Origin of the sequence: Agarivorans gilvus (genome assembly GCF_001420915.1) — a bacterium.
Lineage (GTDB): Bacteria > Pseudomonadota > Gammaproteobacteria > Enterobacterales > Celerinatantimonadaceae > Agarivorans > Agarivorans gilvus.
The window spans coordinates 2,745,336-2,765,000 of record NZ_CP013021.1 but is presented as its reverse complement, the minus strand read 5'-3'; the positions used below and the strand labels follow the sequence as shown (position 1 = coordinate 2,765,000).

Genomic DNA, 19,665 nt, shown 5'->3' with positions numbered 1-19,665 from the left:
CCCACGCTTTCGTACATGAGCGTCAGTTCTTGTCCAGGTGGCCGCCTTCGCCACTGGTATTCCTTCAGATCTCTACGCATTTCACCGCTACACCTGAAATTCTACCACCCTCTACAAAACTCTAGCTAACCAGTTCCAAATGCCATTCCCAGGTTAAGCCCGGGGATTTCACATCTGGCTTAATTAGCCGCCTGCGTACGCTTTACGCCCAGTAATTCCGATTAACGCTCGCACCCTCCGTATTACCGCGGCTGCTGGCACGGAGTTAGCCGGTGCTTCTTCTGTTGCTAACGTCAAATTATATGGGTATTAACCACACAACCTTCCTCACAACTGAAAGTGCTTTACAACCCGAAGGCCTTCTTCACACACGCGGCATGGCTGCATCAGGCTTGCGCCCATTGTGCAATATTCCCACTGCTGCCTCCCGTAGGAGTCTGGGCCGTGTCTCAGTCCCAGTGTGGCTGATCATCCTCTCAAACCAGCTAGGGATCGTCGCCATGGTAGGCCATTACCCCACCATCTAGCTAATCCCACTTGGGCACATCTGAAAGCGAAAGGTCCGAAGAGCCCTCCTTTGGTCCGAAGACATTATGCGGTATTAGCAGTCGTTTCCAACTGTTGTCCCCCACTCTCAGGCAGTTTCCCAAGCATTACTCACCCGTCCGCCGCTCGTCATCTTCTAGCAAGCTAGAAATGTTACCGCTCGACTTGCATGTGTTAAGCCTGCCGCCAGCGTTCAATCTGAGCCATGATCAAACTCTTCAATCAAAAGTTCTTTCGCTCAAGTTAAAAACTGAAATAGTACTGTGTTTTACAGTGCAAGCATCCAGTTCACTTAAGCTTAATTTTTTCGCTTAATGCCCTGTGAGTGCTCACACAGATTGCTTGATAAATTGTTAAAGAGCGTTGCTTCTTGCCGAAGCGAGGTGCGCATTCTACGCCATCCTCTGTGACTGTCAACCGCTTTTTTAAAACATTTTAAAAACCGCTTTGAAAGTCGCTAACTCAGCCCTAGGCCTTGCCAGCCCTGACTTGCATCAACGTTGCTCTGCAGCGCTGTGTGCCGTGTCAGTGGAGGTGCATTATAGGCATCGAATCTTTCGGCGCAAGCGTTTTTTGAAGAAAAATAGGATTTTCAGTTCAACTGCTCAAAGCTTGCGCAGAATTTAAGAAAACAAGTAGAAAACGCTGATTATTTATTCAATTTTGCGAAGTGTATCGCGAAATCATCTACCTTAGACCAGTCGGTTAACTCAATATCCTGTGAGGTATCAGTACTTCCGCCGGTCATTTTCATAATCATTTGAATAAGACGGGTTTGCCACCAGGTATAACGAGAATAAAGTAGCGCACCAGCAAATATCGCTTGGCTCTCTGGCATCCATTCAGCACGCTGATTGAGCTTCTTCATATAGACGCTAGTTTCTGGAGTACTCTTCTCTGGCTTACGCGCTGTTAAACAGACTCCAAAAAATGCCACCGGCAAGTTCGCCAGCTGTTGTTGGTACTTAGCTAACAGAGAGTATAAATGTGGCCGAAACTTACCATAACGAATCGAAGCGCCAATCAGCACTTTGTCGTAGTCTGACCAATTTACTGCTTGCTGGAGTTGCTCCAAGTTTTGGTAGTCAACGCTTAGGTCTGTTTGAGGCTGCTGCGCAATAATATGCTTAGCTATTTTTAAGGTTTGCCCTTCACAACTTGAATATAAGACCAGTAGTTTCATTATTAACTCTTCCAAAACGCGGGGGTAAATAGAACTAACAGGGTAAAGACTTCTAAGCGACCAAACAACATCGCAATTAATAACACCCATTTACTGGCATCACTAATATCTGAGTAATGCACTGCCACTTGCCCTAAGCCGGGGCCAAGATTATTTAAACAAGCCACCACTGCGGAGAACGCCGATAGCTCATCCATACCGGCGGCAATTAACCCCAACATACAAATGACAAAAACCAAGGTATAAGCAGAAAAGAAGCCCCATACTGCTTCTAGTACCCGATCGGGTAAGGCCTTGTTGGCTAGTTTAATTTGAAACACCGCTCGAGGATGAACTAAGCGCTTTAATTCGCGCATCCCTTGTAGGCTAAGCAAAAACACTCGAATTACTTTTAAGCCGCCACCGGTTGAACCAGCACAGCCGCCAATAAAACTGGAGAACACTAACAAAACCGGTAGAAATAACGGCCACTCAGAAAAGCTAGTGGTGGTAAAACCGGCGGTAGTAGAAATAGAAACCGACTGAATAAAGGCTTGGTCTAAGGCCACAGCTGCTGAGTCATACACCTGTTGAGCAAGTAAAATGGCGAGACAAACCAAGGTCAGACAAACCTGAATAAAAAAGAAGGCACGACACTCAGGGTCTAGAAAATAGTATCTAAAGGTAATGCTACGACCGTTAATCGCAGCGTAATGCAGTGAGAAGTTAATCCCTGAGATAATCAAAAACACCGCACAGATGGTATTGATAATCGAACTATCGAAGTAGCCCAAACTGGCATCATAGGTGGAGAAGCCACCGATGGCGATGGTGGAAAAGGCGTGACAAATCGCGTCAAACAGAGACATTCCCGCTAACCAAAAAGCCACTGAGCAGGAGATGGTTAAAAATAAATAGATGTACCAAAGCACTTTGGCGGTTTCTGCAATACGCGGCGTCATCTTTTTATCTTTTACTGGGCCGGGTATTTCAGCTCGATACAGCTGCATCCCCCCAACACCCAAGATCGGCAGTACCGCCACCGCTAGAACAATAATCCCCATCCCGCCTAACCACTGCAGCATCTGGCGATAAAACAAAATACCTTTGGGCAAGTTTTCGATGCCCACGATCACCGTGGCACCGGTAGTGGTGAGTCCCGAAAAGGATTCAAAGAAGGAGTCGGTAATCGACATATCGGGGTTTTCAGCAAGAATAAAAGGCAAGGCCCCAACACTGCCCAGTACCGTCCAAAACAGCACCACAATCAAAAAACCTTCTTTAGCTTTGAGATCTTTCTTTTGCTGTCGTTGCGGAAACCACAATAAGAAACCAGCACTCACACACAAGGCAAATGCCGCCATGAATGCTTTACCCGCGCCATCTTTATAAACGGCGGCAACCAGAGCAGGAACAATCATAGCGAGACTAAATAACATTACTAGAAGTCCAACGATCCTAATAATCGCTCTGATTTGCATCCGTTTTTTATCTCTTGTTCGTTTAAGAAGTTAAATCAATGTTGTCTATCTTGAAGTAAAGCATCTTCCAAAACAACTTAAGACAGCAGCTTACCTACATTTATCTGGCCACTTGATACATTGATCAGCTGTTGCTTAAGTTCCGCATAATAACTTTGCGCAATACTAATTCGCATCTGAGCAACATCAGAAAACTGCGTATCGACTTTAATCGCTTGGTAACGCTCTAACAGCAGCTCAACTTGGCTAGTATGCGCATAATCAAACTCTAAGAGGCATTCACCACTGGCCACCACAGTTTCCGTTTCAATTAATGACAAGGCCTGTTGAACCCCGCCACCATAGGCTTTAACCAGCCCGCCGGTGCCCAACTTAATTCCACCAGAATAACGTACCACTAGCGCCAGAACCTGACCTAGCCCACTGCCCTGCAGCTGCGCTAGCATCGGTTTTCCCGCCGTACCAGAGGGCTCACCATCATCACTAAAACCTAAACATTGGCTGTCACTAGGATGCCCAGCAACAAAAGCCCAACAATGATGACGCGCCTGAGGATGTTGCTGCTTTATCTCGACAATCTGTTGCTGGGCCTGCTGGCGATTAAGCACCGGAACAATCAAACTAATAAAGCGGCTCTTTTTGATCAGCTCTTCACTAATAACCGTGTATTTGGGTTTTAGATAATCGCTACTGGTTATTTCCAATTTTGCTCTCGGGTTAAATTAACAGGGGCTTGCTCGGTCACTAATACATTGTCTTCAATGCGTATACCGCCAAAGCGCCGCATTTCATCAATCCTCGGCCAATTAATCAAGCGACTGTGTTCTGATTCAGCTAACTCGCTCAATAAACTGGCAATGAAATACAGCCCAGGTTCAATGGTGAGAACCTGAGAAGGTTCAAGTATGCGAGTGCAACGTAGAAAGGGATCTTGCTCTGGAGCCGCTTGAACCTCGCCATTTTCGTCCTGCATGAAGCCGCCCATGTCGTGTACTTGCAGGCCCAGATGATGGCCCAAGCCATGCGGGAAGAAATAGCGAGTAATACCGGTTTCAACCGCTGCCGAGGCGCTACATGTAACAAACTCAAAATCCACCAGCACTTTAGCCAACTGACGGTGTGCTTTTAAGTGTAAATCGGTATAACGCAGGCCAGGTTTAAGCTCCGCTACCATCACCAGTTGTAATTTATCCATTTCAGCAATTAACTCGGCAAACAAGCCTTTACGATAGGGATAGGTGCGAGTGATATCTGCGGCGTAACCTCGACACTCGGCTCCAGCATCAATCAACATCGAGTAATGTTGTTTTTCCGCCAGCTTTTTAGCGCTAAGCGCAGTGTAATGCAGTATCGCTGCGTTCTCATTCATCGCAATGATGTTGGCGTAAGGTAGTGAGTACTCACTTTTACCCAAGCAGGATAAATAGGCTAGATTGATATCAAATTCTGATGCGCCAGCAAAAAACAATTCCTTTGCCACTAAATGCGCTTTTACCGCTCTATGGTTCGCTTCATCAATACTGTCTATCTCATAAGCGGTTTTATAAGCACGGTGATAATGTAGAAAATTTAATACCGACTCAGGATTACGTTCACCAATAGCTAGTGCCTCTGCTAACTCGGGATGTTCACCAATATAAGCGCAACGCTGCCGCTGAGCCGGTAAGAAGGGCTCAATATCTTGAGGGTTTTTCATAATCTCAATATCGAAGCTCTCTAGCCAAAAGCCAGCAGGTTCATCGGCGGTTTTATGCCAATAATCACTTGGCTGATAGTAAATCAATTTCGGCTTATCCAAGCCATTTACCACCAGCCAACAATGGGGATGCTCGGTTAAGGGCAGCCAATGCTTAAAATGGGGATTAGTTTTAAAAGGATAATGCTGATCATCGAGAAAAGTACGTAAAGGATAGCCAGAATGAATGATCAGCGCATCTAAACCCTCTCGGGCTAACAACTTAGCCACTCGCTGCTGTAGTTGTTCTATGTGTTGAGTAAACAAACCTTGAATCGTTGCCATGGCATCCTCTCTCGGGCTTTTTGTGGGCTATTTAGTTATAGCCCATTTAAGCACAGCTTTTTTAGATCTGGCGCGTTTAATCAAGGATTTTCCACCGATGCCATCGGCAATTTCAAGCCTCAATTTGTGCTCTGCCCAACAAATAATTAAACAAGTGTTTTAAATAGGTGTTATATTTGTTTTAATATTTAAGTAACAAACTGATTACAACTTATCTCTAACCCCTACACAAACTGGTGCAACGAACACCAGACATAAGGAGAGCGGAATGATCTATCAAGGCGAGAACCTCAGTGTTCGTTATATTGCCGATGGTATCGCTGAACTAACATTCGATGCCAAGCAAGGAAGTGTCAATAAGTTAGACAAAAGCACCCTGGTTTCACTCGATGAAGCTATCAGCGCATTACAAAACCAAGCTCAGTTAAAAGGTCTGTTAGTTAGCTCCGCCAAAGAGGCTTTTATCGTCGGTGCCGACATCACCGAATTTTTAGGGCTGTTCGCTCTACCTGAAGACGAGCTAAGCGCTTGGCTAAATAAAGCCAATGACATCTTTAATGCGCTGGAAGACCTTCCGGTTCCTAGCATCTCAGCAATTAATGGTTATGCCCTGGGCGGCGGTTGTGAGTTAATCCTCTCTACCGATTTGCGCATTGCCGATAGCAATGCTCGTATCGGTCTACCAGAAACCCAGCTCGGCATCATGCCTGGCTTTGGTGGTACGGTAAGACTCCCTCGTGTGATTGGCGCCGACAATGCGATGGAATGGATCACCACAGGTAAAAACTATAAAGCTGCCGAGAGCCTAAAATTTGCTGCAGTAGATGCTGTCGTAGATAGCGCCCAACTACGTGAAGCGGCCTTAAGCATGCTCAACGATGCCATTGCTAACAACATCGATTGGCAGTCTCGCCGGAAAGCTAAACAGGCTCCTTTAGCGCTTAATAAAATTGAAGCAACAATGAGCTTCAACTGCGCTAAAGGCATGGTTAGCGCCAAAGCCGGGCCGCACTACCCTGCACCTATCACCGCAGTTAAAACCATTGAAAGCGCGGCCCGCTGTAATCGACAAGAAGCATTAAAAATAGAAGCCAAAAACTTCATTGGCCTAGCCAAGTCTGAGGTAGCTCAAGCCTTGGTAGGCATCTTCTTAAATGATCAGCAACTTAAAGCTCTCGCCAAAAAATCCGGAAAAAATGCTCAGGCTATCAATCAAGCGGCAGTATTAGGCGCTGGCATCATGGGCGGAGGTATTGCCTACCAAAGCGCCAGTCGCGGTATTCCAGCAATCATGAAAGACATTAACCAAGCCGCACTTGAGCTTGGCATGAACGAAGCCACTAAACTGCTAAACAAGCAGTTAGAACGCGGTCGCATTGACGGCCTAAAAATGGGCAAAATACTGTCTTCGATTAACCCAAGCCTAAACTATGAGTCTATCGCCAATAGCGATATTGTGGTTGAAGCGGTTGTTGAGAACCCTAAAGTTAAGGCGGCGGTACTAAAAGAAGTTGAACAAAAAGTCTCTGCCGACACCATTGTCGCTTCTAATACCTCTACTATTCCCATTTCTCTGCTAGCTAAAGATTTAGCGCGCCCCGAAAAGTTCTGTGGTATGCACTTCTTTAACCCTGTACATCGCATGCCTTTGGTTGAAGTGATTCGTGGAGAGAAAACCTCTCAAGAGACCATCGACAGTGTTGTCGCCTACGCCGCGAAAATGGGTAAAACCCCAGTAGTGGTAAATGATTGTCCCGGCTTTTTTGTTAACCGTGTGCTGTTTCCTTATTTCTTTGGCTTCACTCGGCTACTGCAAGACGGTGCCGACTTTGTTCAAGTTGATAAAGTCATGGAAAAACAATTTGGTTGGCCAATGGGCCCCGCCTATCTACTTGATGTAGTAGGTATTGATACCGGCCACCACGCTGGGGAAGTAATGGCTAAAGGTTTCCCTGAGCGCATGGGAAAAACCACAGAAGACGCCATTGATGTCATGTATCAAGCACAACGTTTCGGCCAGAAAAACGGTTTGGGTTTTTATGCTTATACCAAAGACAGCCGCGGCAAACCGAAAAAAGATGCCGATCCAGCCAGCTATCAACTACTTAATAAAGTGGCTAACCAGTCGCAAGACTACAGCAGCGAGCAAATCATCGCCCGCATGATGATCCCGATGATTAACGAAGTGGTGCGCTGTTTAGAAGAAGGCATTATTCAAAGTCCAGGTGAAGCCGATATGGCGCTGGTCTATGGCTTAGGTTTCCCTCCTTTTAGAGGTGGCGTATTCCGTTACCTAGACAACATGGGCTTAGATAAATATCTAGCTCTAGCAGACCAATACGCTGAATTAGGTCCTTTATATCACGTTACCGATGGCTTACGCGCAAAAGCAGCGGCAGGCGAAACTTACTACGGCAAGCAAGGCTAATGGAGGAATATAAAATGAAAGAAGTCGTGATAGTTGATTGTATTCGAACTCCAATGGGCCGCTCGAAAAACGGCTGCTTTAGGCATGTTCGCGCCGAAGACTTATCAGCTCAATTAATGAAGGGTTTACTGGAACGTAATCCCAAACTGGACCCAATGGATATTGAAGATGTTTACTGGGGCTGTGTTCAACAAACCTTAGAGCAAGGCTTTAATATTGCTCGTAACGCCGCCTTATTAGCTGGCCTGCCACATTCAACGGGTGCAGTAACGGTTAACCGCTTATGCGGATCATCGATGCAAGCACTGCATGATGCGGCGCGTGCGATTATGGCAGACCAGGGCGATGTATTCATCGTTGGTGGGGTTGAGCATATGGGCCATGTGCCAATGAGCCACGGGGTAGATTTTCACCCCGGCATGGCCAAGTCGGTTGCCAAGGCAGCAGGCATGATGGGCTTAACCGCCGAGTTGCTCTCGCAAATGCATGGTATTAGCCGAGAAGCCATGGATGAATTTGGCGCGCGCTCTCACCGTTTGGCCCATCAAGCAACCTTGGAAGGCCGCTTTGCTAACGAAATCTACCCCATAGAAGGCCACGACGCCGATGGCACACTGAAAAAAATCAACACCGACGAAGTAATTCGCCCAGAAACCACAGTAGAAGCCTTGGCCCAACTGCGTCCGGTATTTGACCCTGCCAACGGTAAAGTCACCGCCGGCACTTCTTCGGCCTTATCTGATGGCGCTTCCGCCATGTTAGTGATGTCGGCAGAAAAGGCCGCAGAACTAGGCCTAAGCGTGCGTGCTAAAGTCCGGTCGATGGCGATTGCCGGTTGCGATCCTTCAATTATGGGTTACGGCCCAGTTCCAGCTACGCAAAAAGCCTTGAAGCGTGCAGGGCTTAGCATTGATGACATCGACCTATTTGAACTCAACGAAGCCTTTGCCGCGCAATCGCTGCCTTGTGTTAAAGATTTAGGCTTGCTGGAGCAAATGGATGATAAGGTCAACCTCAATGGTGGAGCGATTGCTTTAGGCCATCCGCTAGGTTGTTCTGGCACGCGTATATCTACCACCTTAATCAACCTAATGGAGGCCAAAAATGCCAAGCTCGGTGTTGCGACCATGTGCATCGGTCTAGGTCAGGGTATCGCAACGGTGTTTGAACGCCCATAATTCCGCGTCTTTCTTAACAATGGGAGCCAAATGGTAACATTTAGCTCCCATTTTTTTTGCTTATTTGGCACAAGCGTTTTTCCTAAGCGGGTTGTTTGGTATTCTTATGGGAATGTTTTCATTCATACAGTATAGAGGCTCATGGTTTTAGCTAAACAGTTGTTGGTAGTCGATGACGATCAAGAAATTCGTAACTTGCTTCAACAGTATTTAAGTAAGTCAGGTTTTGACGTGATTAGTGCTAACGACGGTGAGGAAATGACCAAGTTGCTCGAAACCAATGATCCTGAGCTGATTATTCTGGACATCATGCTACCGGGAGACGATGGTTTTACTCTGTGTCAGCAAATCCGTCGCACCTCCAATGTGCCCATCATCATGCTTACCGCTAACTCCGATGAAATGGATAGAATTGTTGGCTTAGAGCTGGGCGCCGACGATTACATTGGCAAACCCTTTAATCCACGCGAATTGCTGGCGCGAATTAAAGCCTTACTAAGACGCTCTCAAGTCACCGCCAACTCCCAGCACAATACTCGCTACATTCGTTTTGGTCAGTGGCGCTTAGATACCCAAAATCAGCAATTAGAGCATCAAGACGGCGACAAACTCGAACTGTCGAGCAGTGACTACCGTTTACTGCAATTATTCTTACAACACCCTAACGAAACCTTAGACAGAGACACCATTAGTGATGCTACTCGGGGACGCGAAAGCCTGCCCATGGAACGCGGCATCGATGTGCAAATTAGCCGACTACGCCAACGCCTCAAAGACGATGGCAGCCAAACCCGCTTAATCCGTACCATTCGCGGCGTGGGTTACATGATGGTCACCCAAGTCAGCCATGAAGCTTAAGGCGTTTATCGAACGCATCAAGCCTAACTCGCTTCTGGCGAGAATGCTGTTATTGCTACTATTGGCCATTGGCTTAGCTCAAGGCGTAAGTAGCTTTATCTGGTTTTATCAACTGCGCCAATCGGAAACGGAAGGGCTTCGCTCCACTTCAGAAAACTTAGCGCTAAGCCTTGCTTCCACGGTGACTTTTTTTGAATCGCTGCCTTCTGAATATCGCCATATTGTGCTCGATCAACTACGCAAAATGGGTGGCACACGATTCTTTGTTTCGCTGAATAAAGAATTCATTAATATTCAGCCAATACCTGACAGTCATCGTAAAAACGTTGTGATTCAAACGGTAGGCGAAGTATTACATCGAGAGCTTGCTCGCAGTCCGATGATCGATGTCGACTTCGCCATGCCAGAGCAACTGAAAATCTTAAAAAATGACGTTTATCTTAAAGACTTACCCTCTTCTTGGGCTTCCCATACGCTACAAATCAAACCACTCAACCCACCTATACTGGTCACTCAAATAGAGCTGGAAAGTGGTGAGTGGATTTACCTAGCGGCCTTACTCCCCGCTCCCTACATGAGCCTAAAAGACAACTTACTACCGCAAGACCGAGTCATGTTCATTGCCCTAATGACCTTTTTCTTGCTGCTATTTACCTTTGTTTTGGTACGCCGGCAAACACGGCCACTTAGACGCCTTGCCAAGGCTGCTTCTAGCTTAACCATTGATTTATTTCAACCCCCTTTAGTAGAAGAAGGCAGTGACGAGATCCGCAAGGCCACACGTGCCTTCAATGCCATGCAGAATAAGCTGAAACGCTATATTGAAGATCGAGAGCTGTTGTTCCGTTCTATCTCTCACGATCTAAAAACACCAATTACGCGGCTACGACTACGCGCCGAGTTACTCGATGATGACCAAGTGATTGATGCTTTTAACCGTGACCTAGACGAATTGGAAATCATGGCTAAGGGTGCCTTACAAACCGTTAAAGATACCGACATTCATGAAAATTTAAGTGATATCAATATAATGACTCACTTAAAACACTGTATCGAACCCTATGCCGACAAGGTGGCCTTATTTGGCGATACGCCACGCAGTTACCGCGGTAAACCTTTGGCGATTAAACGCTGTATTAGCAACCTAGTTGAAAACGGCATTAAATACGGTAGTGCGATAGAAATTTACCTACTCGACGATGACAATGAGCTGTGTTTACTGTTTGTTGACCATGGCCCAGGGATCCCAGAAGACCGCCTCAAAGACGTATTTAACCCCTATGTTCGCTTAAGCCAAGATCAAGCGGGTTCCGGTTTAGGCTTGGGTATTGCGCGCAATATTGCCCACGCCCACGGCGGCGATATTAGCTTGCAAAACCTGCCTCAAGGAGGTTTAGAAGTAAAACTCCAACTGCCTCACATAAAATAAGCCTTTTGTAACACCTTTGTTACAATCAGTTACTTTGTTATCAAGCTGTTTCACATAGACTATTAATTAGCCAATCGTCGACAAAAAGATTGGTGAAACAAGGAATGGAATTCACAAAACAATAACAAAGGCATTAATAATATGCGTAAATTTGTCACTCTTGCCTCTACCCTGGCACTTACTGGCGCGATCAATCTTGCTCATGCAGGCGAAGTTGAAGTTCTTCATTGGTGGACTTCAGGCGGTGAAGCAAAATCGGTCGGCGTACTTAAACAAATGTTAGAAACCCAAGGCCACACTTGGAAAGACTTTGCCGTAGCAGGTGGTGGCGGGGAAAGTGCCATGACGGTACTGAAAACCCGCGCCATCTCTGGTAATCCACCAGCGGCGGCCCAAATTAAAGGGCACGACATTCAAGAATGGGCCGATCTGGGCTTTTTAACCAACCTCAATGACGTAGCAGCAGCCGAAAAATGGGATCAAGTGGTTCCCGCCGTTGTCACAAAAGTAATGAAGTTTAACGGCGATTACGTTGCGGTTCCGGTTAACGTTCACCGAGTAAACTGGCTATGGGCCAACCCCGCTGTATTTGAAAAAGCTGGCGCCAAACTGCCCACCACTATGGATGAGTTCTTTGTTGCAGCAGACAAACTAAAAGCCGCTGGCATCATTCCTCTTGCCCATGGTGGTCAAGCTTGGCAAGACGCCACGGTATTTGAGGCGGTTGCCTTAGATATTCTTGGTTCTGAAGACTACAACAAAGCCTTCGTGGAACATGACGACGCGGTGCTAAGCAGCGACAAGATGGTAGACGTTTTCGCCACCTTCCAAAAAATGCGTAACTACATCGATAGTGACTCACCGGGTCGCGATTGGAATATCGCCACCGGCATGGTGATCAATGGCCAAGCAGCGATGCAAATTATGGGCGACTGGGCCAAAGGTGAATTTATCGCCGCAGGTAAAGTACCAGGTAAAGACTTCGTTTGTTTGCCGGCACCAGGAACCGATGGTCAATTTACCTTTAACATCGATAGCTTTGCAATGTTCCAGTTGAGCAATGCAGACAATGTTAAAGCCCAAAAAGCCTTGGCTAAAACCATCCTCACGCCAGAGTTCCAAGAAGTGTTCAACTTAAACAAGGGTTCTATTCCGGTACGTACCGACATGGATATGAGCAAGTTTGATAGTTGTGCGCTGGACTCTATGGCTACCTTTAAGGCCAGTAATGAGTCAGGCGACTTGGTTCCTAGTATGGCCCACGGCTTAGCCACTACTGGCTATGTACAAGGTGCTATCTATGACGTGGTAACCAACTTCTTCAATGATCCTAACGGCGACCCGAAACAAGCAGTAACTAAATTAGCGCGCGTAGTAAAAGCCGCTAAATAAGCCCCCTAGCTCCGGCGCCATGCCGGAGCTTGCTATTGCGATTATCTTATTGTTTGAACCGGATGTTCGAACGAGGCTGTACTATGTTTAATATTCTGCAAAAATGGCTACCCAAAATCATTTTGTCACCCTCGATTTTCTTGGTGACAGTATGTATTTACGGCTATGTCGCTTGGACTGGCTACCTCTCATTAACCCATTCACGCTTCCTACCCAACTTTAAGTGGGCGGGTTTGTTGCAATACCAAAAGCTAATGGAAAATGACCGCTGGCTGACTTCCTGTATTAACCTGCTGGTTTTTGGTGTTTTATTCATCGTTATTTCGATTGTTTTAGGCACGTTACTGGCAATCTTACTAGACCAAAACATTCGCCAAGAAGGGGCGATTCGCACCATTTACCTTTACCCCATGGCATTGTCCTTCATTGTTACTGGCACCGCCTGGAAGTGGATCTTAAATCCGGGGCTGGGCTTAGAAAAAATGATGCATGACTGGGGCTGGAGCAGCTTTAAGTTTGACTGGATAGTAAGCAACGAAATGTCGGTCTACACCCTAGTCATAGCCGCGGTATGGCAATCTTCTGGCTTTGTGATGGCAATGTTCTTAGCGGGTTTACGTGGCATCGATTCCAGCATTGTGAAGGCAGCACAAATTGACGGCGCCAGTATGCCTACCATTTACTGGAAAATCATTCTGCCTTGCTTACGTCCGGTATTCTTTAGCGCGGTGATAATTACCTCACACATTGCCATCAAGAGCTTTGACTTGGTCACCGCCTTAACCTCTGGTGGACCAGGTTATTCATCAGATCTCCCCGCTTTATTCATGTATACCCATGCCTTCACCCGTGGACAAATGGGCTTAGGTGCAGCGAGTGCGATGATGATGTTAGCCGGCGTATTGGCCATCCTCGTACCTTATTTGTACTCAGAACTACGTAACCGGGAGCAATAATATGACTAAATTTACACCGGGACGTTTATTCATCTATCTGATTTTACTGCTATTTTGTGCGGTCTATTTAATGCCGTTAATGGTGATGTTGCTCACCTCCTTTAAAACTTTACCGGACATTCGTGGCGGAAACCTGCTGTCATTACCCGATGTATGGGTAGTAGAGGCTTGGGCCAAAGCGTGGGGAAGTGCTTGTACAGGGGTGACCTGTGAAGGAGTTAAAGGTTATTTCTGGAATTCCTTTAAAATGGCAATACCGGCGGTGTTCATTTCCACCTTAATTGGTGCCCTCAACGGCTACGTTATTGCTCACTGGCGCTTTAAAGGCTCAAACCTGTTTTTTGCCCTGATGTTATTTGGCTGCTTCATTCCCTTTCAGGTAATTTTGCTACCGATGGCAGCCACTTTAGGCAAATTTGGCTTAGCCAATACCACCACCGGCCTAGTGTTTGTTCATGTGGTTTACGGTTTGGTATTTACCACCCTATTTTTCCGCAACTTCTATGTATCGGTGCCCAGCGAATTGGTGAAAGCCGCCAAGCTCGATGGCGCAGGCTTTTTTACCATCTTTTTTAAGATCATGCTGCCCATTTCCAAGCCCATCATCATGGTGTGCATCATTTGGCAGTTCACTCAAATATGGAACGACTTCCTATTTGGCGTAGTTTACTCGGGCTCGGATTCACAACCGATTACCGTGGCATTAAACAACTTAGTTAATACCAGTACCGGTGTTAAAGAATACAACGTAGACATGGCCGCCGCGATTATCGCTGCCCTTCCTACCCTATTTGTTTACGTTGTAGCTGGAAAATATTTTGTGCGCGGCTTAACAGCTGGCTCAGTAAAAGGATAAGTAGCAATGGCGACCTTAGATATAAAACAATTACACAAGCGCTATGGTAAAAACGGCCCCAACACTCTAGAAGACATCAATATTTCCATCGATTCTGGTGAGTTTCTAATTCTAGTAGGACCTTCTGGCTGCGGAAAATCTACCTTAATGAATATGATTGCCGGTTTAGAGAGTATCACCAGTGGCGACATCTGCATCGATGGCAAAGTGGTTAACAGCGTAGAACCCAAAGATAGAGACATTGCTATGGTGTTTCAGTCCTACGCGCTCTACCCCAACATGACGGTGCGCGGCAACATTGAGTTTGCTTTAAAAATTCAAAAAATGGAAAAAGCAGCCCGCGATAAAGAAGTCACCCGAGTGGCCCAGCTATTGCAAATTGAGCACCTACTCGAGCGTAAACCTTCACAATTATCAGGGGGACAACAGCAGCGGGTATCAATGGGCCGAGCACTGGCTCGCCAGCCTAAAATTTACCTGTTCGATGAGCCCTTAAGTAACCTAGATGCCAAACTGCGTGTAGAAATGCGCCATGAAATTAAGAAATTACATCAACGTTTAGGCACTACCATCGTTTACGTTACCCACGACCAAATCGAAGCGATGACCTTAGCCGACCGTATTGCGGTAATGAAAGATGGTAAGTTATTGCAACTGGGCACGCCTGCCGAGATTTACAATAATCCAGCAGACATGTTTGTGGCCGGTTTTATGGGTTCTCCGGCAATGAATTTCTTACACTGCCGAGTAGAACAGTCTGAGCAGGGTTTAGTAGGGAGCTTGGTTTGTGACCAACAAAAGACCCATCATATTCCGCTGCCCGAGCAGCTAGCCAGTTATGCTGGGAAATCCGTAGTAGTGGGCATTCGCCCAGAACAAATTACTCATGTTAATCCGTCTAAGCAAGGCAAAGCCTTAGTCGCCACACTCAACTTAAAATTAGGTGTATTAGAGCCAACTGGTCCCGATACAATTGCCTTAGTGAGCCTAAACGATAAAGAAATTAGTTGTCGTTTAGATCCCGACAAACCAGCGAAAATGGGCGAAAACTTAGAACTAATGTTTGATTTATCAAACGCGGTGTTTTTCGACCCTAATAGCGAACAACGAGTCCGCTGATAAATATCAAACTAGGGGCTTAGGCCCCTTTTTTATTTGTCGGTGGTTTATGATAATCTTGGCTTATTCTTCAGCGTCATTTATGACCGCTGCCCCTTGGTATTGCTTATCAACAACGATGCCAAAGTAGCAACGAGAGAACCAAGTTCGATGAGTAAAGAAATAGACTTAAGCCAAGCCGATCACCAACTAAATGCTTTGGGTTTACGTTGCCCTGAGCCAGTGATGATGGTAAGAAAAGCCATTCGCAACATGAGTCTGGGTGAAACCTTATTGGTGGAAGCAGATGATCCTTCAACTACTCGCGACATGGTTAGCTTTTGTGAATTCATGGATCACACTTTAGTGGCCAAAAAGACCGACCAAACACCTTTTCGGTATTTGATCAAAAAAGGTAGTTAGGCCAGTTTTTTAAAAAAAGTCTACTTTATCAGCAATTCGCCTTATAACAGCACTAGGGTCTGCTTACTTGCTAAGGTATACTCCGTCAGTTATAAAACCGATTATTTTTCATACGCGCGACACAAAATCATGCATAAATACGATATAAAAACCTTTCAGGGCCTGATTTTAGCCCTACAGGACTACTGGGCTCGCCAAGGCTGCGTCATTGTTCAACCTTTAGACATGGAAGTGGGCGCTGGCACCTTCCACCCGCAAACGTTCTTGCGCTCTATCGGTCCAGAACCGATGTCTAGTGCGTATGTACAACCATGTCGCCGTCCCACTGATGGACGCTACGGTGAAAACCCCAATCGTCTTCAACATTACTACCAATTTCAAGTTGTCATGAAGCCTTCTCCAGACAACATTCAAGAGCTGTACCTTGGCTCCTTGGTTGAATTAGGCATCAACCCAGAAGTTCACGATATTCGTTTCGTTGAGGATAACTGGGAATCCCCCACTCTAGGTGCTTGGGGACTAGGCTGGGAAATATGGTTAAATGGCATGGAAATCACCCAGTTTACCTACTTCCAACAAGTGGGTGGCTTAGAGTGCTCACCTGTAACCGGTGAGATTACCTATGGTTTAGAGCGCCTCGCCATGTACATTCAAGGCGTAGATAGCATCTACGACTTAGTTTGGACCGATGGCCCCATGGGCAAGGTGACTTACGGTGACGTATTCCATCAGAATGAAGTTGAACAATCTACTTACAACTTCGAGCACGCCGATACCACAGCCTTATTCGCCCAGTTTGATCAATGTGAAAAAGACAGTCAGAAACTAATTGAAGCAGGGCTCCCACTGCCTGCTTATGAACAAGTAATGAAAGCCTCACATGCCTTTAACTTACTTGATGCCCGTCATGCAATTTCGGTAACCGAACGGCAACGCTTCATTCTACGAGTAAGAACCTTATCCAAGGCCGTAGCAGAAGCTTATTACCATGCTCGTGAAGAGCTCGGTTTCCCTTTATGCAAAGACAACAAGTAACGGAGGCAGCATGAGTTACGACAACCTATTAGTAGAAATCGGCACCGAAGAGTTGCCACCTAAAGCCTTACGCGGCTTAGCAGAATCGTTCCAAAGCAATGTGCAACAAGGGCTAGAAAAGGCAGACTTCCAATTTGAAAAAATTGAGTGGTTTGCAGCACCTCGTCGCCTAGCTTTGTTAGTTACAGCGCTCAGTGAAAAGACCCCAGACAAAGTGGTAGAAAAACGCGGTCCTGCGGTAAGTGCTGCCTTCGATGCCGACGGCAAAGCCACTAAGGCAGCCGAAGGCTGGGCTCGCTCAAATGGCATTAGCGTTGAGCAAGCTGAACGCATCAGCACCGATAAAGGTGAATGGTTACTGCATAAAGCTGAGATTAGCGGTCAAAGCATTTACCAATTGGTTCCCGAGATTATCGCCGATGGCTTAGCCAAGTTACCCATTCCTAAACCGATGCGTTGGGGCGCTACCGCGACTCAGTTCATTCGTCCAGTACACACCATCACTATGTTATATGGTGAAAAACTAGTACAAGGTAATATTTTAGGCATCGAGTCAGCGCGTACCGTGCGCGGCCACCGCTTCATGGGTGAAGCCGAGTTTGAACTTAGCCATGCCAACGATTACGTGCAGCAACTAGACCGCCGCGGCAAAGTGATCGTTAATTACGAACAACGTAAAACCATTATTCGCGAGCAAATTGAAGCCGAAGCTGCTCGTGAAGGCGGCGTAGTGGAGATGGACGACAGCTTGCTGGAAGAGGTATGTTCATTGGTGGAATGGCCTGTAGCAATGGTAGGTAGCTTTGAGGATAAATTCCTTGCGGTCCCCGCCGAAGCGTTGATCTACACCATGAAAGACAACCAGAAGTATTTCCCTATCTTAGATACCGAAGGTAACTTATTACCTCGTTTCATCTTTGTATCTAACATTGTGAGTAAAGATCCTAAGCAGGTGATTGAAGGTAACGAAAAAGTGGTTCGCCCTCGCCTAGCGGATGCTGAATTCTTCTTTGAAACTGACAAAAAATCTAGATTAGACAGCCGCTTAGATAAACTAGCCAATGTGGTATTCCAGCAAAAATTAGGCAGCTTATTAGACAAAGCTAATCGTGTGTCAGAACTGGCTGCACAAATTGCCGGTGAAATTGGTGGTAATAGCCAACATGCACAACGCGCCGGGCTACTATCTAAAGCCGATTTAAATAGTGAAATGGTATTAGAATTCCCTGACATTCAAGGTGTTATGGGTATGTACTACGCCAAGTTTGATGGTGAGCACGAAGATGTTGCCAATGCCCTAAATCAGCAATACTGGCCGCGTTTTTCTGGTGACAAACTACCCGAATCTAAAGTGGCTTCAGCGGTAGCAATCGCCGACAAATTGGACACCTTGGTAGGTATCTTTGCCATTGGTCAATTACCTAAGGGAGACAAAGACCCTTTCGCTCTGCGTCGTGCTAGCTTAGGTATCATTCGCATCATTCAAGATAAAGGCTTCCAGCTGGACTTGAATACGCTAATCAATAGTGCGCTGTTATTGCTCCCTCTTGAACTATCTCAAGAGCAGCAAAACCAGGTTCATGCTCAGTTACTCGACTTCATCTACGCTCGTTTACGCGCCATGTACCTAGAACAAGGCATCGATGCCAGCGTCATTACCGCTGTGTTAGAGCGCAAGCCAAGCCAGTTAATTGACATTGAGTCACGGATCAAAGCGGTAAGCCATTTCCGAACTTTAGAACAAGCACAAGCCTTAGCCGCAGCAAACAAGCGGGTATCTAATATTCTGGCGAAGAACCCAGACTTCGTGAAGCCGGAAGTCGATAACAGCTTGTTGAAAGAAGCTGAAGAACAAGCACTGGCCAACGCAATTACTGCCATGGCCGAAAAAGTAGCACCTTTGCTAGCCAAAGCCGATTATCAACAAGCCCTTATCGAGCTTGCTGGCTTACGTGAAGTGGTTGACCAGTTCTTCGATAACGTAATGGTAATGAGTGAAGATGATCAACTAAAAATCAATCGTTTAAGCCTACTAAACTCGCTACGACAATTGTTTTTAGAAATTGCTGACATCTCGGTTATTCAATAATAACACTCGCTATCAACCTCTTTAAAAGCCGCTTAATTTCTGTTTCAGCGGCTTTTTTTGATCTACTTAACTGTTTTAATAAATTCTAGGAAATCCTGAAATCCTTTTCAGCTTGGGAGTGTGAGCTTGGCACGTTTTTTCACGGCTAGCTTCGCTATAAATGTTGCTGAGTTCAGCTCATTACGTAATGTTTGTCTGCAAAGACAAAGGAAAGCTATAAAAAAGAAAGGAATTGGAAATGCTTAAAAATATTATGAAAGCAGGTGTGCTAGCGCTAGTCACCGTTCTTGCAGCAGGTTGTGCTTCTGGAGATTCAAACAGTAAATTAACACGTGATGTATACCTACGTGGTGTATTCACTTGGTGGGATGCGGCTCCTGAATTTAAACTTCAACCCGTTGAAGGTAAAGAAAACGTTTGGTCTGCAACTTCTGCAGTTGACGAGCCACTAATTGCTGATGGCCAACCTTACGAGTGGAAATTTGGTGACGCAGCATGGCAATGTGGTACTAACTTCGGTTTCCTATCTGGCGAAGCAGACATCAAAATTGGCGAACGTCGTCAATCTAACAAATGTTCAGCCTTTGATAACTTCAAATTTACTCCAGAAGAAGATGGTGTATACCGTTTCTTCCTAGACTGGTCTGAAGAAATTCCAGTTGTTTACATCGAAAAAGAAGAGATGTAATACTAGCTACGCTAGTTAAAAGCCCC

At 46.1% G+C, this 19,665-nt stretch carries 16 protein-coding genes and 1 rRNA gene (1 of these 17 cut by a window edge); 12 read left to right on the top strand and 5 right to left on the bottom strand.

Annotated features, from left to right (window positions below):
* The 5 genes from AR383_RS12935 to pepQ all read right to left on the bottom strand — a co-directional run.
* Positions 1–771 (bottom strand): 16S ribosomal RNA (locus AR383_RS12935) (it extends 767 nt beyond the left edge of the window).
* A gap of 424 nt (positions 772–1,195) precedes the next feature.
* Positions 1,196–1,729 (bottom strand): menaquinone-dependent protoporphyrinogen IX dehydrogenase, encoded by a 534-nt coding sequence (gene hemG / locus AR383_RS12930; protein ID WP_157051734.1) that lies wholly within the window; start codon positions 1,727–1,729, stop codon positions 1,196–1,198.
* 2 nt (positions 1,730–1,731) lie between these two features.
* Positions 1,732–3,189 (bottom strand): TrkH family potassium uptake protein, encoded by a 1,458-nt coding sequence (locus AR383_RS12925; protein WP_055733511.1) that lies wholly within the window; start codon positions 3,187–3,189, stop codon positions 1,732–1,734.
* A 77-nt stretch (positions 3,190–3,266) separates the two neighbouring features.
* Positions 3,267–3,893: a YigZ family protein gene (locus AR383_RS12920; RefSeq protein ID WP_083481596.1), complete on the bottom strand. Its 627-nt coding sequence runs from the start codon at positions 3,891–3,893 to the stop codon at positions 3,267–3,269.
* Entirely contained in the window at positions 3,884–5,209 is a 1,326-nt protein-coding gene (pepQ, locus tag AR383_RS12915; protein WP_055733510.1) for a Xaa-Pro dipeptidase, read from the bottom strand. Before pepQ ends, AR383_RS12920 begins: the two co-directional genes overlap by 10 nt.
* Before the next feature lie 268 nt (positions 5,210–5,477).
* Between pepQ and fadB the strand changes: the two genes are divergently transcribed.
* From fadB to AR383_RS12855, 12 genes are all read left to right on the top strand, one after another.
* A complete protein-coding gene (gene fadB / locus AR383_RS12910; RefSeq protein WP_055733509.1) occupies positions 5,478–7,637 on the top strand; it encodes a fatty acid oxidation complex subunit alpha FadB in 2,160 nt (719 codons plus the stop codon).
* A gap of 14 nt (positions 7,638–7,651) precedes the next feature.
* Complete coding sequence (gene fadA / locus AR383_RS12905) at positions 7,652–8,815, top strand: acetyl-CoA C-acyltransferase FadA (protein ID WP_055735042.1); 1,164 nt, start codon at positions 7,652–7,654, stop codon at positions 8,813–8,815.
* Positions 8,816–8,956: 141 nt separating this feature from the next.
* Positions 8,957–9,673 carry a response regulator gene (locus AR383_RS12900; protein ID WP_055733508.1) on the top strand — a complete coding sequence of 239 codons (717 nt, stop codon included), beginning with the start codon at positions 8,957–8,959 and terminating at the stop codon, positions 9,671–9,673.
* Positions 9,663–11,102: an ATP-binding protein gene (locus tag AR383_RS12895; protein WP_055733507.1), complete on the top strand. Its 1,440-nt coding sequence runs from the start codon at positions 9,663–9,665 to the stop codon at positions 11,100–11,102. The genes AR383_RS12900 and AR383_RS12895 overlap by 11 nt, the downstream gene beginning before the upstream one ends.
* Before the next feature lie 141 nt (positions 11,103–11,243).
* The gene (locus AR383_RS12890; RefSeq protein ID WP_055733506.1) at positions 11,244–12,494 is read left to right on the top strand and encodes an ABC transporter substrate-binding protein; all 1,251 of its coding nucleotides are present in this window, start codon (positions 11,244–11,246) and stop codon (positions 12,492–12,494) included.
* Positions 12,495–12,577: 83 nt separating this feature from the next.
* Positions 12,578–13,450, top strand: coding sequence for a carbohydrate ABC transporter permease (locus AR383_RS12885; RefSeq protein ID WP_188407541.1), 873 nt, complete (start codon positions 12,578–12,580; stop codon positions 13,448–13,450).
* Between the two features lies 1 nt (position 13,451).
* Positions 13,452–14,306 (top strand): carbohydrate ABC transporter permease, encoded by an 855-nt coding sequence (locus tag AR383_RS12880; RefSeq protein ID WP_055733504.1) that lies wholly within the window; start codon positions 13,452–13,454, stop codon positions 14,304–14,306.
* Positions 14,307–14,312: 6 nt separating this feature from the next.
* Positions 14,313–15,425 (top strand): ABC transporter ATP-binding protein, encoded by a 1,113-nt coding sequence (locus AR383_RS12875; protein ID WP_055733503.1) that lies wholly within the window; start codon positions 14,313–14,315, stop codon positions 15,423–15,425.
* 150 nt (positions 15,426–15,575) lie between these two features.
* Positions 15,576–15,827: a sulfurtransferase TusA gene (gene tusA / locus AR383_RS12870; protein WP_055735041.1), complete on the top strand. Its 252-nt coding sequence runs from the start codon at positions 15,576–15,578 to the stop codon at positions 15,825–15,827.
* A gap of 129 nt (positions 15,828–15,956) precedes the next feature.
* Entirely contained in the window at positions 15,957–16,862 is a 906-nt protein-coding gene (glyQ, locus tag AR383_RS12865; RefSeq protein ID WP_055733502.1) for a glycine--tRNA ligase subunit alpha, read from the top strand.
* 10 nt (positions 16,863–16,872) lie between these two features.
* Complete coding sequence (gene glyS, locus AR383_RS12860) at positions 16,873–18,951, top strand: glycine--tRNA ligase subunit beta (protein WP_055733501.1); 2,079 nt, start codon at positions 16,873–16,875, stop codon at positions 18,949–18,951.
* A gap of 238 nt (positions 18,952–19,189) precedes the next feature.
* Complete coding sequence (locus tag AR383_RS12855; protein ID WP_055733500.1) at positions 19,190–19,639, top strand: early set domain-containing protein; 450 nt, start codon at positions 19,190–19,192, stop codon at positions 19,637–19,639.
* The last annotated feature ends 26 nt before the right edge of the window (positions 19,640–19,665 follow it).

Bases quoted from the DNA above. Each gene is read 5' to 3' on its own strand.
- hemG (WP_157051734.1), bottom strand. From the start codon at position 1,729: ATGAAACTACTGGTCTTATATTCAAGTTGTGAAGGGCAAACCTTAAAA.
- AR383_RS12925 (WP_055733511.1), bottom strand. From the start codon at position 3,189: ATGCAAATCAGAGCGATTATTAGGATCGTTGGACTTCTAGTAATGTTA.
- pepQ (WP_055733510.1), bottom strand. From the start codon at position 5,209: ATGGCAACGATTCAAGGTTTGTTTACTCAACACATAGAACAACTACAG.
- fadB (WP_055733509.1), top strand. From the start codon at position 5,478: ATGATCTATCAAGGCGAGAACCTCAGTGTTCGTTATATTGCCGATGGT.
- fadA (WP_055735042.1), top strand. From the start codon at position 7,652: ATGAAAGAAGTCGTGATAGTTGATTGTATTCGAACTCCAATGGGCCGC.
- AR383_RS12900 (WP_055733508.1), top strand. From the start codon at position 8,957: ATGGTTTTAGCTAAACAGTTGTTGGTAGTCGATGACGATCAAGAAATT.
- AR383_RS12895 (WP_055733507.1), top strand. From the start codon at position 9,663: ATGAAGCTTAAGGCGTTTATCGAACGCATCAAGCCTAACTCGCTTCTG.
- AR383_RS12890 (WP_055733506.1), top strand. From the start codon at position 11,244: ATGCGTAAATTTGTCACTCTTGCCTCTACCCTGGCACTTACTGGCGCG.
- AR383_RS12885 (WP_188407541.1), top strand. From the start codon at position 12,578: ATGTTTAATATTCTGCAAAAATGGCTACCCAAAATCATTTTGTCACCC.
- AR383_RS12880 (WP_055733504.1), top strand. From the start codon at position 13,452: ATGACTAAATTTACACCGGGACGTTTATTCATCTATCTGATTTTACTG.
- AR383_RS12875 (WP_055733503.1), top strand. From the start codon at position 14,313: ATGGCGACCTTAGATATAAAACAATTACACAAGCGCTATGGTAAAAAC.
- tusA (WP_055735041.1), top strand. From the start codon at position 15,576: ATGAGTAAAGAAATAGACTTAAGCCAAGCCGATCACCAACTAAATGCT.
- glyQ (WP_055733502.1), top strand. From the start codon at position 15,957: ATGCATAAATACGATATAAAAACCTTTCAGGGCCTGATTTTAGCCCTA.
- glyS (WP_055733501.1), top strand. From the start codon at position 16,873: ATGAGTTACGACAACCTATTAGTAGAAATCGGCACCGAAGAGTTGCCA.
- AR383_RS12855 (WP_055733500.1), top strand. From the start codon at position 19,190: ATGCTTAAAAATATTATGAAAGCAGGTGTGCTAGCGCTAGTCACCGTT.